This window comes from Spirochaetales bacterium (genome assembly GCA_016930085.1).
Lineage (GTDB): Bacteria > Spirochaetota > Spirochaetia > SZUA-6 > JAFGRV01 > JAFGHO01.
In genome coordinates, this window is sequence record JAFGHO010000073.1 from 1 (window position 1) to 18,140 (window position 18,140).

The 18,140-nt window shown below is 48.9% G+C and carries 12 protein-coding genes; 5 read left to right on the forward strand and 7 right to left on the reverse strand.

The window, feature by feature from the left end:
- Positions 1 to 357 precede the first annotated feature (357 nt).
- Positions 358 to 2,337 carry a family 16 glycosylhydrolase gene (locus tag JW881_13195; protein ID MBN1698464.1) on the forward strand — a complete coding sequence of 660 codons (1,980 nt, stop codon included), beginning with the start codon at positions 358 to 360 and terminating at the stop codon, positions 2,335 to 2,337.
- Positions 2,338 to 2,403: 66 nt separating this feature from the next.
- On the opposite strand, the gene JW881_13200 is transcribed toward JW881_13195, so the two are convergent.
- Together JW881_13200 and JW881_13205 are read right to left on the reverse strand one after the other, a co-directional pair.
- A complete protein-coding gene (locus JW881_13200) occupies positions 2,404 to 4,818 on the reverse strand; it encodes a glycosyl transferase (protein MBN1698465.1) in 2,415 nt (804 codons plus the stop codon).
- Between the two features lie 200 nt (positions 4,819 to 5,018).
- On the reverse strand, positions 5,019 to 7,589 hold the full coding sequence (locus tag JW881_13205; protein ID MBN1698466.1) for a glycoside hydrolase family 9 protein: 2,571 nt from the start codon (positions 7,587 to 7,589) through the stop codon (positions 5,019 to 5,021).
- Positions 7,590 to 7,897: 308 nt separating this feature from the next.
- Here JW881_13205 and JW881_13210 point away from each other — a divergent pair, with 308 nt between their 5' ends.
- Complete coding sequence (locus JW881_13210) at positions 7,898 to 8,548, forward strand: carbohydrate-binding family 9-like protein (GenBank protein MBN1698467.1); 651 nt, start codon at positions 7,898 to 7,900, stop codon at positions 8,546 to 8,548.
- Positions 8,549 to 8,661: 113 nt separating this feature from the next.
- Here JW881_13210 and JW881_13215 read toward each other — a convergent pair whose 3' ends face one another.
- A complete protein-coding gene (locus tag JW881_13215) occupies positions 8,662 to 9,675 on the reverse strand; it encodes a glycosyltransferase family 2 protein (protein ID MBN1698468.1) in 1,014 nt (337 codons plus the stop codon).
- 321 nt (positions 9,676 to 9,996) lie between these two features.
- Here JW881_13215 and JW881_13220 point away from each other — a divergent pair, with 321 nt between their 5' ends.
- From JW881_13220 to JW881_13230, 3 genes are all read left to right on the forward strand, one after another.
- Positions 9,997 to 11,064, forward strand: a complete 1,068-nt coding sequence (locus JW881_13220; protein ID MBN1698469.1) for a glucokinase — start codon at positions 9,997 to 9,999, stop codon at positions 11,062 to 11,064.
- 114 nt (positions 11,065 to 11,178) lie between these two features.
- Complete coding sequence (locus JW881_13225; GenBank protein ID MBN1698470.1) at positions 11,179 to 12,717, forward strand: UTP--glucose-1-phosphate uridylyltransferase; 1,539 nt, start codon at positions 11,179 to 11,181, stop codon at positions 12,715 to 12,717.
- A 151-nt stretch (positions 12,718 to 12,868) separates the two neighbouring features.
- Entirely contained in the window at positions 12,869 to 13,648 is a 780-nt protein-coding gene (locus tag JW881_13230; GenBank protein MBN1698471.1) for a CDP-alcohol phosphatidyltransferase family protein, read from the forward strand.
- 99 nt (positions 13,649 to 13,747) lie between these two features.
- Here JW881_13230 and JW881_13235 read toward each other — a convergent pair whose 3' ends face one another.
- From JW881_13235 to JW881_13250, 4 genes are all read right to left on the reverse strand, one after another.
- A complete protein-coding gene (locus JW881_13235) occupies positions 13,748 to 14,041 on the reverse strand; it encodes a WGR domain-containing protein (GenBank protein MBN1698472.1) in 294 nt (97 codons plus the stop codon).
- A 377-nt stretch (positions 14,042 to 14,418) separates the two neighbouring features.
- Entirely contained in the window at positions 14,419 to 15,231 is an 813-nt protein-coding gene (locus JW881_13240) for a hypothetical protein (protein ID MBN1698473.1), read from the reverse strand.
- Positions 15,221 to 16,738, reverse strand: coding sequence for a carboxypeptidase M32 (locus JW881_13245; protein ID MBN1698474.1), 1,518 nt, complete (start codon positions 16,736 to 16,738; stop codon positions 15,221 to 15,223). The genes JW881_13240 and JW881_13245 overlap by 11 nt, the downstream gene beginning before the upstream one ends.
- A gap of 22 nt (positions 16,739 to 16,760) precedes the next feature.
- Entirely contained in the window at positions 16,761 to 18,110 is a 1,350-nt protein-coding gene (locus JW881_13250) for a hypothetical protein (protein ID MBN1698475.1), read from the reverse strand.
- Between the last annotated feature and the right edge of the window lie 30 nt (positions 18,111 to 18,140).

An 18,140-nucleotide genomic window follows, 5' to 3' on the forward strand; every position in this document is an offset into this window, starting at 1 on the left:
AGATACTTTCCGTTGCCTGAAAGATACTTTCCGTTGCCTGAAAGATACTTTCCGTTGCCTGAAAGATACTTTCCGTTGCCTGAAAGACGGATAACGGGACCGGAAACGCAACGGCGAAAGCAAAATAAATCAGGGATTAAAGCAATTTTTTTAAGGCGGCCCGTCCCCTTACATACTATAATAGGTTCGAAAAAAAATCCATAACGCAATCTTTCTTTTCGGCAGAAAGGATAAGGACGGGGGAGAAGACCGGCAGGTATGGAAATTTTTTCCGGGGGTGTATGGATGTTGTATAATTAAAGACAGTAAAAGACCGATTGATTATCCGTGATATGTTTCACTATAAAAGGGAAAAAAATGAAAATAAAAAGTAAAAACAAAAACGGACGAATTTTTGCCGCGGCCATATGGCTTGTTTTCCTGTTTTTCGGGACCCCCTGCGTCTCGGCGCAATCCGCCGGACTCGGTGATGTCAACGGCGACAATACCGTCAATATCGTCGATGCATTGCTTGCCGCGCAATATTACGTGGGGCTCGGTCCGTCGGGATTCGATGCAAGCGCGGCCGATGTCGACGGAAACCTTACCATCAACATTGTCGACGCCCTCCAGATCGCCCAATACTATGTGGGGCTGATCGACCGTTTTCCCGCGCAAACAGATACCCCGGTCCCGACACGGTATCAGACGGATGCCCCGACGCAGGCGCCCGCCGTGACGACAGCCCCCGGCGAATATGTCCTTGTCTGGTCCGACGAGTTCGAAAACGGCATCGGGGAGGATTGGGTTTTTGAAACCGGTAACGGTTCCGGAGGATGGGGCAATAACGAGCTCGAGTATTACCGCCGGGAAAACGCCTATGTCTCGAACGGCAATCTCGTTATCGAGGCAAAACGTGAGAATTACGGCGGATACGACTATACTTCCGCGAGAATGAAAACACAGGGACGGCGTTCGTGGTGTTACGGAAAGATAGAGGCGAGAATCCGGGTTCCGGTCGGACAGGGAATCTGGCCCGCTTTCTGGATGCTGGGGGACAATATATCATCCGTCAACTGGCCCGCCTGCGGGGAAATCGATATCATGGAGCATATCAACAACGAATCGACGATTTACGGAACGATCCACTGGCAGGCGGACGACTATGCCTCCTATGGCGGTTCGACATCCGCCGGCGTCACCGATTATCACGTCTATTCGATTGAATGGGATTCGTCGGCGATCAGGTGGTACCTTGACGGCAACCGGTATCACGAGGCGAATATCGCAGACAATATCAACGGTACGGAAGAGTTTCACAGGAATTTCTTTATTCTCCTGAATGTCGCCGTCGGCGGCAACTGGCCGGGTTCGCCGGACGGCAGTACCTCGTTCCCCGCTTATATGTATGTCGATTACGTACGGGTATATCAGAAATCATCCGGGGGCCAGACATTCCCGCCTTCGGCAACACAGCCGCCGGCACAACAGGAGACACCCGCTTCGACACAGCCCCCCCAGGGGGGAGACTGGGCCGTTGTCTGGGAAGACGACTTTAGCGGGAACGGCCGGCCGGATTCCTCCAACTGGAACTTCAATGTGGGTAACGGATATAATTCCGGCTCGAACGCCTTCGACGGCTGGGGAAACGGCGAATGGGAATGGTACAGACCGCAGAACGCGTATCAGGAGGGCGGCAATCTCGTCATCAAGGCCGAATATAATTCCTCTCCAACCTCGATTTCAGGGCGTGACTGGTATCAGTTTTCCGCGCGCCTGACCACACAGGGGAAACGGTCGTGGCTGTACGGCCGTATCGAGGCGCGAATCGCCATGCCGAATGCGCCGGGCACATGGCCCGCCTTCTGGATGATGGGGACGTCGTGCAATGCAAGCTATACAGGCGACTATAATCCCCCCATGTCCGCCTATGATACCATGGCGACCAACTGGGCCAGCTGCGGCGAACTCGATATCGTCGAACACAGGAATACCGAACAGGTCGTCGTACAGAACCTCTTCTGGGATACACGGACCGGTGTTTACGACTGGGAAGACGGCCGTAACGCATCGAATCCGAGTGAAAACATTCACGTCGGGGATGTAGGGCTATTTCATCTTTATACCCTTGAATGGGACGCAAACGAGTTCAGATGGTACGTCGATCGTGAAAGCAATCCCAATCCCACCAAACGTGTCGATATTAAGGGAAGCGATCAGGAAGAGTTTCACAAGCCCTTCTTTCTCATGTTGAACCTAGCCGTTCAGGGGCGCTTTACCGGTCCCACGGACCCGAACAGAAACGATTTCCCGCTGTATATGTATGTCGATTACGTAAGGGTATGGCAGCGACAGTAATACCGGAAGAGAAGGAGAGAAAACCATGTGAACCCCGATTGCCGTCAGGCGGGTCGGGGTTTTTTCTCATTCTCCCAGGACAACGGTAACGGCGATCTCCTTTGCGTTTATGGAGACGGGAACAATATCGCCTTTGACGGATGTTCCGTTGACGGTAAGGGAGGAAACCCCCTTCGATACATGAAGCGGGTTCCGGACTTCAATCGAAAATTTCTTACTCCTGAAAACACGGTCCGCTTTATAGCCGTCCCAATGAGAAGGGATACAGGGGTCGATACGAAGCCCTTCATATTCCGGCCGTATACCGAGAATGTATTTGATGCCGGCCTGATACATCCATGCCGCTGTCCCCGATAGCCAGCTGTTCCGTGCCAGCCCGAATTGCGGATGTTCGTTTCCCAGGATATTCTGCGGGTAGACGTATGGTTCGACCTCGAACTCGTCGATGCAATCGTTTTTTACGGCGGGATTGATCTGGCTGTAGTATTCGAAAGCCCGGTCCCCGTTGCCGAGGATCGTCTCTGCGATCATCGCCCACGGATTCGCGTGCATGAAAATGCCGCCGTTTTCCTTTGCCCCGGGAGGATAACTCGTGACGCCCCCTTTGGATAAATCGAATCGATTATAGCCGGGTGTACTGAGTTTTATACCCTTCGGGGTATTGAGCATGGTATAAACGGCATTCATCGATATTCTTGCCTTGTCTTCCGGTGCAAACCCGGAGATCACCGGCCATGTTTGCGCATTGGTGTATATACGTCCCGCATCATTCGTTTTTGAACCCAGGGGGTTCCCGTTATGATCCAGATAGCGGATGAACCACCCGCCGTCCCAGGCGTATGCATTGAACCGTTCTTTCATCGCTTCATAATAACCGGAATAGGCGTCCGCGGTTTCCCCGTCGTCGATATATCGTAAAAGACCGATCATTTCCCGGAGGGCTTTCCCGTATAAATTGGTCACCAGGAGCGATTCGGAGCCCGTTTCGAGGTTGACGCTGTCGTTCCAATCGGCGAACCCCACAAGCGGTAATCCGTGGGAGCCGAGGTTGTTCCGTGTGAAATCGATCGAACGTTTCAAATGATCGAGAATCGTCCCCGTCTCTATCGGTTTACCTTTCCTGTTTTTTTCATAATAGGGGATAACCTTGTCGAGAAAATCCCTGTTTCCCGTTTCTTTGATGTATTCGGAGACGGAAAGTATAATCCAGAGATTATCATCGCCGTAGTAACGGGGCCTGTCGTCCGATTCAGCCGCGTCACCCATATTCGCTTCCATGGACGACGGATAAAACTGGTGCATAGCCGAACCATCGGATTTCTGTACGTGGAGGAGTTTTTCAATGAGCTTCGAGGCTTCTTCCGGTATCCGGTCCATAATTCCCAGTACATCCTGCGAACTGTCCCTGAATCCGATCCCCCGCGCACCGAGTCCCAGCTGGTAAAGGGAAAGAAACCGCGACCAGTTGAAGGTGGTATGGCATTGATACGGATTGAAGAGACCGATCATATTGTTCATCGGGATATCGGGGGTTTTTATCACAACCTTTTCGAGCAGGGTAGTCCAGAAGCGACCGAGTTCTTCAAAAGCTTCGTCAACGGCTTTTTCCTTTCGGAATTTCTTAATTCCGGAAAGTGCTTTCTCCAGATCGCCGGCCTGTCCAAGCTGACAGACAAGCCGCTTCGTTTCGCCGGTTTCCATTTTCCCCATGTGGTGGAGAAGGGCGCCGATATTATCTCCCCGAAAGGCTTCATAGTTGTCGAGTTCTTCCTGCCGGAGAGAAAGAGGGAAGGACCACCTCCCGTATTCGTTATCACCCAAAAACCGTTTTCTGTCCGATTCAAAGGAGGATACCGGCCGGTTGGACGTGAAAAAGTTTTCCGTTATTCCTTTGTTGCAGAAGGCGTATTGCGTGAGGACTTTCATCCCCGAATCTTCATTATATATCTTGCTCTGCATCGTCTGCGGCACCCAATCGGCATTGTTGTACTGTTTGATCGCGATCGGATGACTGTATTCCACGACGGGGACCAGATCGCAGACAAGGGGGTGGTTCGCAATGTTGGTGACGGCGATATCGATGAGAACCCGTTCGCCGGCAAGGGGGACAAAAAAGGTTACCGATGTCCTGATGCCGTAATATTCGGTCGTTATACGGGAATATCCGAGTCCGACACGGCATTCATAGGCGTCATAGGGATCGAGTGTCGGGACAAAAAGGGGAGAAAAGATCCTGAAGCCGTCTTTATGTTTCAAACGGATGTAAATGGTGAACCCTTTGAAATCGGATGAGGGCAGCTGCTGAATATACTTTGTTATACGGTTCAGCGCGGGATCGCCCTTACAGACGAGGAGGCCCCCCGTATGATCGACGAATCCCCCAAAAGACAATGTCCCGATATAGTTTATCCATTTTACCGGTGTTTTCGGATGTGTGATGACATATTCTCTCTTTTCATTATCAAAATAACCATACTTCATCTGAATCGACTCCCGTGAAAAACGTAAATCCCGATGTAACCATAATTTCGACAATTGCAACCGGATCGAAAAGGCATATTTATATTAAAACACCGAATAATCTTCTCATACACTTAATCGGGGCAGGCTGTCAATAACGATAACGCGGTTTTCGTTACCATGCACCGATTACAGCCATTCATCACGCACCGATCTCCGTATCATTCGAGAAGGCCTTTATCCTTGAGGCACATGAAGTAACCCGCAAGGAACACAAGCGGTGCGTTATAATCGATCGCGTATTCATTGCATGAATAGGCGGCCCAGTTGTCCACATAACCGCGCGGTCCGAGGTCTTTGGGGTATTTCCCGTCCTGGGCTTCGTCATTTGGTCCACCCATCATCAAGCCGGGGACAATCACTTTCGACGCCTGAACGATCCGGTGATGGGGATATTTCACCGGATCGTCCCCCATTCCGGTGATAAAGCATTTACTCAGGACATTGAAACCGAGTATGTAATCAAGCTGTCTCCGCGCCACTTCAAGATATTCTTTTTCGTAGAAGAAATCGTATGCGAGCAGCAGGTTGAGTGCGTAGGCGAGGGCGGTTTTATTGGAAGCCCACGAATACTCGCTGAAATAGAGGGCGGCCCTGTATCCGTTTAATTCGGATTTTTTGATAATGGAATCCGCTTCCTTGACAAAAAGAATAAGCAGGTTCTCTTTCTGTTTTTGCGGAAGGTTCCCCGATTTGAGAAGGGTGTATATGCCGAGGGTGAGGGTGTTTTCCCACCCGATTGCCGGAACCCAGCTTTTCTTCATATGCCTGTTCGCCGCTTCCAGATATTTCCGGTCCGCGGTAAGCCTGAACAACTCGGCAAACGCCCAGTATTGTTCGTCATCCGAATCCGATGAGAGATAGGCGCCGGTATAGTCATTCGAAGGGGTCACCGTTTGTGCTTCATGGGCGAGGAGAAACTCCCCCGCTTTCAACGCCGCCTTTTCGCATTTTTGCGCATAGGAGGGATATATGGATTTCAGGACCCTTGCCGCGGTCGCAACGGTGCCGCAGAATATACCGGTATCGTTCGTGCCGACTTCATACACGAGCCGTTTGTCGGTATCCGCTTCCGGGAGTTTTGTCCCCGGAAATTTGTATGTGTTCACCTTATGATACACGCCCCCGTCGGGCGCCTGCATTTTCAGCATCCAGTCGAGTTCGTACATGAGTTCGTCGAGGATATCCGGTTTGTCGTTCCCGGATTCGGGAATATCGAGGTTGAAATGTTCGAAACGGTCGGGAAACTTTTCATAAAGGAGGAGGATCTGGGTAACGGTAACCCCCGCTGTCGGTATATATTTGCCGTAATCACCGGCATCGTGCCATCCGCCTTTGACGTCGATCTTTTTCCCGGTCTCTTTCAGGTACCCGTCGTCTTTATGACAGGGACCGTAGGTGATACCGCTTATCTTGTCTTCGATTTTGATCCCGCAGCGTTGAAGGTAATACGATCTGAATGTCGTGTAAAAAATATCGGCGAATACGTCATTTTTAATTTCAAAATCATATGAAGGTTCGATGCCCTCCATCCGGATGAAAAAGGTACCGGTCAGTCTGACCGGAGAGAAATCGCCGTACGCTATATTTTCTTTTGTCGGGTTATCGAATTTCGTGCCGGATATTTCACCCTTGAAAACCGGGCTGTTCGTGGCTTTGTTCACTACTTCAAAGCTTTTGGAGGTCAGCGTCAGGCCGTCTGTTTTTACGATGAAAATTTTCTTTTCCTTTGGATGGTACCCGATCTGGTTTACCTTGATCCGTTTGACCGGCAATTGTACGAGAATCCGGGATCTGTCGACTTCCACGACAAACGGCTGCTTGATGAGTTTTCCTCCGATCGTCGCTTCGAGTTCCATGCGGGTTTCTTCATCGAACCTGAGCGAGGCCCCGCCCGATTCATCGGTCGTGTATTCATCGCCGTCGATGGTAAATGTTCCCTTCCACGGCTGCGCGTTATTGTATATGTAGAGGCGGTGATTTTTTTTCGGTTCGATTGTGGTTTTACTGATGAATGACGGTTTTTTGAATTCGGCCATGTTGTCGGTCAGATATGCTTTCCGCCATACGGAGGGGTCGGACCAGCCTTCGCCGTCGCCGTTCCAGACAAGCTGCTGCAGCCGCGCGGCACCGTCATCACTGTTGTTTACGGCAAAATCGATCCAAAGCGGTGTCGTTGCCGATACCGATGAAAGTCCGAAATTGGAAACCGGTATTTTTGCCTCCAGGGCGGCCCCCTTCTCCGTTTTGAGAACGACCGCTTCGAAATTTTTCATGGATACATCGATTCCGCCCCAAATCCATGTCTGCTGGTTGTCCGGGGTCAGGGCGATGCCGTACTGAAAGTCCCCGTCGCCGTATGAGTATGCCTCTTCTTCCCGAAAACCGATATACCCTTCGATACAATCACCCTGCCAGATATTGGTCCCCGTTTTTTTATTCATAAGGGGATGTTTGTCATTAATTTCCGCACGGAGGTAGAGGTTTCCGGAATCAAGGAAACAGAAGATGACCGCATGGAAATCATCGTAATCCGCACGTTTACCCCGTTTTAATTGCGTGTCGCTGTCGATAATGAACGGAAGTACACGCGGCCAGTCACCGAAACCGCCGTCGATCTTTATTTTCGCCTGTGATGTGAAATAGACCGGGAACGGCTCCGGGTTAGCGAAGCAAAGACCGCAATAGAGTGTTAAAAGCAGAAAAGTGATAAAGAAAGATTTATTGTTCATTAATGTTCTCCTTATGAAAAACTAATATATCGTTATTCCCGTAAATAATATGATAATGCGTGACGGAAAAGAATATCCCCACCCATACAGGACCGATAGACCGGTAGCAAAAATAATTGAAATAATGCACCTATAATATTACTTTTCATTTACCGTATTGTCAATACAATCCGATTCATGAAATACGGGCAATCGAAAAAAGCACATCAGGGATGAGGCGCCGCCTGAAACAAACTCATGCTTGACAGGCGGTTTTTCAATATGCGATGCTTGCATCATCGATTTTTATCAATGAGGAGCATGCGCTGATGGAGATGAACATCAACCGGGTGGACGATTTTATCATTACGGGGAAAGGCCGGTCGGGGGAATGGGAAATGACGGACTGGATGCCGCTGTTGACCGTGGGAAACGGAAAAAGTTCATATGAAACAAAAGTGAAGGTATTATGGTCCGAATCCGGGATATATTTTCTTTTCTTCTGTGAGGACCGCATGATCAGTTGCGGAAATCAGAAGAATTTCGGAGAACTCTACCTCGAAGATGTCGTTGAAGTTTTTCTCTGGCCCGATGAACGGCACCCCGTCTATTTTGAATACGAAATCTCGCCGCTTGGAGATGAACTTCCGCTTCTTGTCGCAAATAAAGACGGATTATTTCATGGATGGCTGCCGTTTCTTGCCGTCAATGAACGAAAAATACTATCGAGGACTCATGTCGAAGGGGGGAGAAAGGAACCAGGTGCCGGTGTCGCCGCATGGTATGCCGAGTTCATCATCCCTTTTGAACTCCTCATCGGGATGACAAATTGTCCTCCGGCCCCCGGAACGCGATGGCGTGCGAACATGTGCAGACTCGATTACGATACGAGTCCGGTCACCCAGTGGAGCTGGTGCAGGGAAAAAATGGCCTGGAATTTTCATAATTACAGGGGGTTTGGCTCCTTTGTATTTCGGTGAGTACGGTGTATCGTTTCCCTGCCGTAACAAAAAAACAGATTCCACCGGCAGGTCTGTGGAATCTGTTTCGATAGTCTTGATTTGCGTGCAGAGTATTACTCCCGCGAAATGCGTTACTCGAGGCGTGCCCAGTTCCCGAAGTTTCTCTCCGCAATGACTTTTTTGGTCAGGTCCTTGTCAAGAAGCGCCGCTTTTTCCACCTGTTTCTGTGCCAGATCGAGTTCGTTTTCCCTGTAAAGGGTTTCTCCGAGCTTAAGATAGAATTTGATAAGAAGATCGTCACGCCGGTCCAATGCCACCTTCCCGTTGGTCAGGGCGATTTCAAGGGCACGTGTGAAGCCGTCGGTATCGACGCGGGCCTTCGCGATGTAGAAACCGTGTTTTCCTCCTTCACGCGTTCGGGATGAGGAACCCGCGGTATGCTGGGGAATCCGGTAAAGGGTTGGAATTTCTCCGGAATATACGAATTTACCCCCGCCTGCCGAATACCGCATCCAGGCATTTGAATCCTCCGATACCTTTTCCGGCGGAAAGGGATACTTGAAGGCAAGTTCCGTTTTTACCACGGTGGCCGATGTCAGGTTCGTATAGCCCTTTAAGGTTCCGATATCGATCCAGGCATTCATGCCTTGCGGGGGATTATGCTGATGGCCTTCGAGAATTTCCACGATCGATTGTGTGAGTTTTTCCATGGGGACGATCTTGCTTTCTTCGTCAATGACTTTGAATGTCGAATAAACGACACTGGCATCGGGATCGTCGGTAAAGATCTTTCGTGCCACCTCAAGCCGTCTGATATCCGAAATGTCGTCCGCGTCATTGAAGAGAACGATCGGCGAATTATGCTCGAAAGCCCATTTTATTCCCAGGTTGCGGCAGTAACCGGGGCCATTGTTCGTCTCTTTTTTTATTACCGTGATTTTATCCGGATGCTTTGCTTTGACGTCCTCAAGATATGCGATGGCTTCCCCGGATGGAGAAAGGTCGTCAATGATGACGAGATGCCAGTTGGGATCGGACTGTTTGAAAATATGCTCAAGGGTTTCATCCAGCCATTTTTTTGTGGTATTGTTTTCTTCCCGAAAATGGGGCATCACAAAGGTAGCGACACCGTTTTTAAAATCCATAACATTCCTCCATACTTTGTTATTTTTTATTCAAATTCGTTAATGAATTGATCACTATATACAAATTAATTCCGTATAAACATAGGTATATTCCTTCACCATATGTTTTCTTTCAATTAACCTGTCTGTATTGGTTTCGTGTTTCCAGTACTACTTTGAGAGAACGTATTCTGGAGACTTTTACTATAACAGTATTTGAAATAAATGACAAGTAGGTGTGCGGCAGTTATTTATGGTAAATCACTCTCTTGATATTATCTTCGACATGATATATGCTGCAGACCTCAATGCAATAAACCAATAAAAACGAGGAGACTGTTTATGGAAGCGCAATGGTTATGTTCGCATCTTGATTTTAATTGCTTGATTCTGGCCGGAGACGTCGGAGGAACTAATACAACACTTGCCCTTGTCGGAGAAAAAGAAGGGAAATATACCATAATCGTCAAATTCAAGTACCAGTCGAATAAAATATCGAACCTGGTAGAGCCGGTTGAGGAAGTTATATCACTGATTAAAGAAAAGTTTCCTGAAGCGACGATCGATAAATGCTGTCTTAGTCCGGCCGGCCCGGTAGAAAACAATTACTGTAAATTGACGAATTGTGCCTGGGATGTTGACGGGAACGAAATCCGGAAAACGATCCGGATCGATACCCTTATTATCAATGATTTTACCGCGATCGGGTACGGGATTCCCACCCTCGATGTGGACGATATCGCACAGATTACGAAACTCCCGGCAACCGACGGTAATTGTCCGGAGCGGACCGGAACGGTCAAGGCGGTTGTCGGCGCCGGTACGGGACTCGGGGTCGGGTTTCTCACTCCGGATAAGGGAAAATACCATGCATATCCGTCCGAAGGCGGGCATTCGGGTTTCGCCGCTTTTGATGAGGAGACGAAAGCGCTGAAAGAATATGTGGCGGATAAAATCGGGACCACACCGGGAACGGAACCTTTTGTTTCCGGCCAGGGGATTGCAAATATATTCAATTACATGAAAGAAAAAAAGAACATGTCGTGTACCGGGGTTCTTTCCGAAATCGAAGCCGCAGACGATCCGGACAAACCCGCACTTATTTCCAAAAATGCGACAACCAACGGCGTCTGCAAGCAAATCATGCAGTTGTTTATCCGAATGTACGGGCGTTTCGCGGGAAGTATTGCCGTCCTCTTTATACCGACGGCCGGTTTATATCTCGCGGGCGGTATTGTCACAAAGAATGAAGCCCTTTTTCTGGAAGATAATCTTTTTATGAGAAACTTCGAACAGAATTACAATCCCAATATACGGCCGCTTCTCAAAAAAATACCTGTTTACATCATCAAGGATTATTCAATTTCCCTTTACGGGGCGGCAAACGCAGCGGTCATTTTGATGGAATAAGCGTGAAGACCGGGGCCGGATATTGTTCCGTTTTTTGCGGTCCGTCGCCGTCGATCGGAAAAAAATAGAAAAAGGGAGTGTAAGGTGCGGCTTTCATCGAAAGTGGAAAATGCAATGAAAGAAAAGGGAATCGACATCGGGTTGAGCGCCGGCATACTCGAAAAGTATAACAGGGGGGAGTACGATCATTTTGTTCCCGTCCTTGTTGCGGGGATACCGGAAATTGACGGGCGTACGATCATCGACGTTACCGGCGATATCGAAGAGACCATTACCCTCGATGCCGCGCAAAAACGAATCGATGAACTCGGGATATCGATCGATCTGGCGAAAATCGGGGAAGTGTCCGGGAAAGAGATCCGGTTTGATTGTAAGGCGCTTCGACGGCTCGGTGTGCTGCTTTATCCCCTGCTTTCCTATGGCATATTAAACGGCGGTTCGGCAAGCAGTTATGTCGATTACAAGAAAAATCATGACTTCAATGAAACCCTATTCGATATCTGCCGTGAAGAGTTTGAAGCGGTGGCGGAAGTTTCCCGGGAAAAGGCAAAGGGGATCACGCCGGCGTTTATCAATGAGAATAAGGAGCATGGTCCGAGTTTTCTTGAACTCAAGATGAGAATGCTTCTCATCGAGGCATTACGCTATCAGGAATATACGGGAAAAAAGGCCGCGGTACTCCGGCCCATGTTTCAGATGACCAGTGTCTACAATAACAGCCAGATCGAAGAGGCATACGGGACATATAAAAAAGGAGGCTATCTCGAGCCCCTTATACAGGAGACCGGTATCGATATAACGGATGTTGCGACCGGCATTCAGCCGATGCTTTCCGCTTTCTCCCACAGCAGCATGGGAAGGCCGAAAACCTTTTTCACCGGGGCAAACGGAAAACCTGACTCGCCGCTGCCCATGCCGGGCGGTCACGGACAGAATTTCATCGTATTGAAAGATATCTACAAACGGCTCTACCGGGAAGGCAAAAGATTTGTCTGTCTGGGTAATGTGGACAATCTCGGTTTTACCGTCGATCCCCGATGTCTCGCCCTCCTCGCACTCAGAGACAAGTCGGCCGGTTTCGATTTCGCGTTCAAGACCAGGGTGGACAACAAGGGGGGGGTGTTGATCGTCGATCAAAACGGCAAACTGAACTGCGCGGATATCGGGGCCGCCGTTTCAAAAGAAGCGATTGAAAAAATCGAGCGGGAAGGAAAGAAAATTCTCTTCAATTGCGCGACCGGCTTGTTCAACCTTTCATTTCTGGTTTCTCACCTCGATGATATTATCAAAAATCTCCCGGTCCGCTTTACGGATCAGGACAAGGACGCGGGCCGCTATTCCCAGGCGGAACAGGTCACCTGGGAGGTTATCGGCCTTATCGACGATCTTTTGATTTTCGGCGTCGACAAGTATGAACGCTTTCTGGCCGCAAAACTTCTTCTTGAGGGGTTGATGACAAGCGGTGTCGGTATGGGGCATCCGGATTATCCCGAAGATGAGGAACCGTCAAAGGATCTGAAATCAATCGCCGGCCGCCTCAACCGCGGCCTGCATCGCTTACTCGAAAATGCTTACGGATTGAAAAAAGAAGGTATGAGGTGGGTTCCCGCTTCGATCGAGGAAATAAAATCGGGAATGAGGCGATCCCCTTGACAGTCGAAACCGGCTCATCTATACTGCCAGAAGCCGATGCGGGCGGGTTTCTTTTCTTCAGGGAGGCAACGGTATTTCCCCGAGGAATTATCCGGTTATTCGGATGATATAGGTAACATTACCAGAAATTAAGGAGTATCGATTTCTCCTGATGTATCGACGGACACCGCTTATTAACAATATCGTTCTTACCTTTATTGTGTTGTACTGCATCCAGGCAATCCTTTTCATCGTTCCGGCCCTCATCTATTCATTTCCTTCTTTTATTATTGTCGCTTTTTTTTGCGCTTCCGCGCTTTTTCACGGAATTTTCACCGTATTACTGATCCTGATGAAACATGCTTTTGTCAACGAAGCAACGGGTGAAATCCTTACATCGGTAAATATGGCAAATTTGATTACCCTTTCGCGATTAAGCGCAATTCCGACCATCGTATTCCTTTTTTTTGAATTCAGGCAGCCGGGCGTACAGTGCATAATATTTTTCTTTATCGCCTTTGTCTTTATTACCGATTTCGTCGACGGTGTCATAGCCCGGTATTGCAGACAGATAACCACGATAGGAAGGTACCTCGATTCCTCGAGCGATTATTTTCTGATCATTTTCACCTCGATTATCTATTTTTTATTCGGGCTTGTTCCCATCTGGCTTTTTATTCTTATCGTCGTGCGACTTTTAATTCTCGGCGCCGGGGCTATCCTTTATGCCATCATCGCAAAAAAAGTCGCCTATTCGGTTACTTTTCTCGGCAAGGCTTCGATATTTTCGATAATGACGCTTTTCGTCCTCAAACTGGTTCCCTTTATTGTATCCTGGGCTCCTTTTTCCATCATCCTGTCGGTTATCGAATATTGTGTGGCTGCGTTCCTCGTCGCTTCCTTTATCGAGAAAATCGTCATTATTGTCAGAGAGAAAAAAAAGGTTATTTGAACGTCTGTCTGGCGTAGCTGTTGTTATGTAAAAAAGATAATACGCCCGAAAGACGCATAGCCCGGATATGCCGGTCGTATTATTCCTTTGGAACGGCGGTCACGAAACCTGTTTTTCCGCAAGATGGATAAACATATCCTGATAATCATTCCGCGGAGGATAGGTGTAAAGAAGCTTGAATCCCTGCTTTAGTTTCGTTTTGAAAAGTTCGTGTATTCTCTTATCCATATCCGACTGTGTCGAAAAGGAAAAGGATTTTTCCTTGCCCATACTGAGGTTTTTACCCCAGATGGCGGTAAAGGTATAAGGAGAGAAGAGGTGGCCCTGATAGTCGTGGATATAATAATAGCTGATCTCATCATGTGAGGTGATTTTGTATAAAGCGATAATCATGCTACGGCCCTCCCCCGATACCGGTAAAACGTTAAATTCCGGTTGCCGTATTCGGGAAGATACCGCCGCTTTTTTTTCACTTCGCCGTATTCCATCTCTCTCATACAACCCTATTATCGTATCAAACACGGATTTAAAAAAGTTAAAAATAGGGGTAAATTCCTTTCCTTAATTAATAACATACTCTATTTCGAGTAAATTTACTATATTAAAAACCTGCCGGTTCAAGGTGAAATCCACAGGAAGGCACAATGAAAAACCGCATATGCGGGTAAAAGTGTTTTGGGATAGCGAACCTCACCGTCATCCGGCATGCGACGCTTTGTCTTGATTCCGATGTATGACGCCCCCGCTTTGTGCCACCATAAGCCGCATCGTCAGTCATTCATGAGTATCACTTCGACCCCTCCGTCGTTTTGAACCCTGACCGAATACAGCCCCGATTCTTTTGCCTTTTTCTGTATCACGTCCGTCTGGACGCTTTTCAGGCCGGGAACGACCTCTTCGTAGGCTTCGAATAACGAGTAAAGCCTTTCCGATATTCCGTCCGGCCGGTCGAACTCGTGAATCCCCGCCTGGACGGCGATTTCACCGCTTTTCACTTTTCTGTAGGAACTCATCCCGATAAAACGGTACCATGTTTTCGCTCCCAGAAAGACGAGCAGATCGTCGAAAATGATAACCTTGACGACAGGGGCAAAAGAGGAACCTTCCATTTCAAGGAAGACCGGGTCATGGCCGTTCGGGATGACCTCCATTTTCATTATGTCGGTGTTGACCGCAAGCACATGTATCCGCGCGATTTCAACCTCTCCGGTAAAGGCGGTGATTGATTGTATGAAAAGGAGAATGACGATGCATGATATCATGAAGAGTAAAAAAAACGGAATACCGAATGCGCGCTTGAAACGGAACGCGAAAAAAAAGACAATTGTCGTACCGACATACAGGATCAATAAATTGAGGTTCTTGATTTTTTGCGGTCCCGGAACAAGAATCGCACAGAGTCCCATAATAATGGCGATCGAGAGATATATACAGATCATGACCCATTTTCTGTTCAGCGCGGCCTCGGGATTTTTCCGGTTTTTTATCGATATCGTCAGCCTGCTGAATGCCGCGCCCAGGAAAAAACCCGAGGCAACCAGCCAGAGAACAGGGGTTGCGAGAAACGGATTTTCAGCACCCATACAGCGCCCCGTATTTTTCATTAAGATAGGTGAGGAAATGTTCGTGGTCGAGCGGAGACCCGGTGACGATACGGCAGAGTTCGTGCGCCGGGTGGACCCTCCCGTGTTGATGGATGCGGTTTTTCAGCCATTCACGGATAATGATAAGGTTGCCTTTTTTCACTTCCTCCTCCAGATTCGCCGTTTCCTTTTTCATCGTCATATAAAACTGTGAACTGTAGAGATTCCCGAGGGTGTAGGTGGGAAAGTAGCCGAATGCCCCGAACGACCAGTGAATATCCTGCAGTACCCCTTCCGAGTCATTGCCGGGCGAAACCCCGAGAAGTTTTCTTGATTCACGGTTCCATGCATCGGGGAGATCCTCCACCGCAAGCTCCTCATTAATCAGTTTCCGCTCGAGTTCATAACGCAGGATAATATGAAGGTTATAGGTGACCTCATCGGCCTCCACTCTGATGAGTGAGGGTTCGACTGCATTGATACCCCGATAGAAGGCATCCGTATCCACATCAGCGAGGACATCCGGAAACAATTCATTGAGTTTCGGGTAAAATGCCTGCCAGAAAGGTAAACTTCTTCCGACGATGTTTTCCCACAACCGTGACTGCGATTCATGGATTCCCAGACTCGTGCCGTTTTCAAGAAGCGTGCCGGATAACGATTCGGAGAATCCGAGATCGTAGAGGCCGTGGCCGCATTCATGGATGATACCGAAACAGCCGGTGCTGAAATGGCGGGGATTATACCGTGTGGTCAATCTGATATCCGAACTTCCCAGGGCGGTGGTAAAAGGATGCGCCGATGTATCGAGTCTTCCCCGTTCGAATTCGAATCCCATTTTTTCCAAAATAAAGCGGCCGAATGCTTTCTGCTTTTCGACGGGAAATTCCCGTGAAAGAAAATTATTCGTTTTTGTTTTTCCCGTTGCCGTTATCCGGTTCAATAATGCGCCGAGTCTGGGTTTGAGTTTTTCGAGAATTTCATCAAGGACCTCGGGCTTAAGCCACGGTTCGTATTCGTCGAGAAGCGGTTCGTAGCGGTCTTTTCGAAATCCGAGACAATCGGCTTTTTCCCTGATCAGGGTGAGGAGGGTGGAAAGGTGCGGGGCGAACAATGAAAAATCCGATTCCCTTCGTGCGACGGCCCACCGTGCCTGAGCGAGGGACGCCTGCAGGGCGATCTCGGAAACAAGGGAGTCGGGAAGCCGGACGGCCTTGTCGTACCTGCGTGAGGTTTCACGGAGGAATGCCGCATCGATATCTGTATACACCCCCGGCCCGGGCGCGTGTTCTTCATCCACCCCGAGTTTAGCGAGGAGTTCGCCGGTTTCCGGAGAGGTAATGCGTTCGTGAATAAGGCGTTCCAGGAGTGCGATCTGCCGCGCCCGTTCATCGATCGCCTTCTCCGGCATATATGTTTCCTGGTCCCAGTCCAGAAGCGAACGGCTTCGGATGAGCAGTGTGATTTCCCCGTCAATGTCTTTAAGTCTGTGAATCGATTCTTCCATGTCTTTCTCCTTTTCGGAATTCTCAGTACCGGTACATACTTCCCCCGATAAACTCCCTGAGCAGGGAATCCCGGGGAATTACGTCGATATTCGTCCAGCCCGGAACCTGGCTGAGGAGATCGTGGACGCGCGAAGCGCGTTCGAATGCATCCTCATGTTCGCTTTTTCCCCTGAACTCGTCGATAAAGCGGGAAAACTCGTGAAAAAGAAACGATTTTAGCACGGGGAGTTCATAGGCAAGATAACTGTTTACGATCACATGGGCTGTTTTCAGTTTCGAGATGATATACCTGAGTTCAGAACGGCGGACATACCGCCAATGGGCGATCGTCTGTCTTGGATTATAGTTTCTGAACTGTTTGTCACGCACCATCCTCCGCAGCATTCTGATGTCGGACCATCGGATAAAGGCGCCCCGTTCGTCCTTTGTTTGTGAAAGCGACTCGACATATACCTTGAGTTTTTTCTCGTCGTCGATACTTTCGGTCATTTCCTCATACAACCCGTGCAGGGAATCGATGAGGAGTATATCGTTATCGTCGAGCCGTAATGTCCCCGAATGGCCTTCCTGGATGCCCTTTTTAAAATCATACCGGGGTATCGTGACCTCCCTGCCTTTGAGAAGCTCCCGAATATGCCTGTTGATAAGACCGATATCGAGTGCCTGCGGGGTTTCAAAATCATAATCGCCCGTCGAGTCCTTCGGATGCCGGTTGAGGTCGAAAAAGTAGTTGTCGATGGTAAGCGGGACGAGGGAAAATCCCCTGTCTTTCAGGATTTCCCGTATCTTGATTGTCGTCGTTGTTTTGCCCGAAGAGGAAGGTCCGGCGATAATGATTATTTTGAGTTTGTCTTTGCGTTTCTCGATTTCGCCCACGGCATACTCGATTTCGGACCCATAAAAGAGTTCCGATTTTCGTATGAGGCTTTCGAATCGGTTTGCTTTGACATAATCATGAAGCTGGGACAATCTCACGCAATCTCCGTCCACGGCCCAGGAGAGTGTCTGCCACAGTTTTTTGTAAGGTATATTTTCCGAAGAATAGGTGAGGCTTTGTTTTCCCATCCGCTTGAGGGCGTGTTCGTAACGGTAGAGGATGTATGCCTTTGCTGTTTTTGCGTGGCCCCGTTCGATAAGGCTTTTTTCGACAATATCCTGTACTTCCTCGACGGCGGGATATGTCCCTTTGAATGTCCGTTGTTGAAGCAGTCCGATGACATCGTCGGTAATCCGCTCCGCGATATCACGGTCCCTGCCGCCTACCGCGACCGCCGCCTGCAGGATGGCAAAAGTTATTTTTCTCCTGTCAAAATCGACGATCTTTCCGTCCCGTTTGATAATTTTCGTCAACGCTTCTTTCTTTTCCGCCATGGATTATGACCCCGGATTTCCCGAAAGACC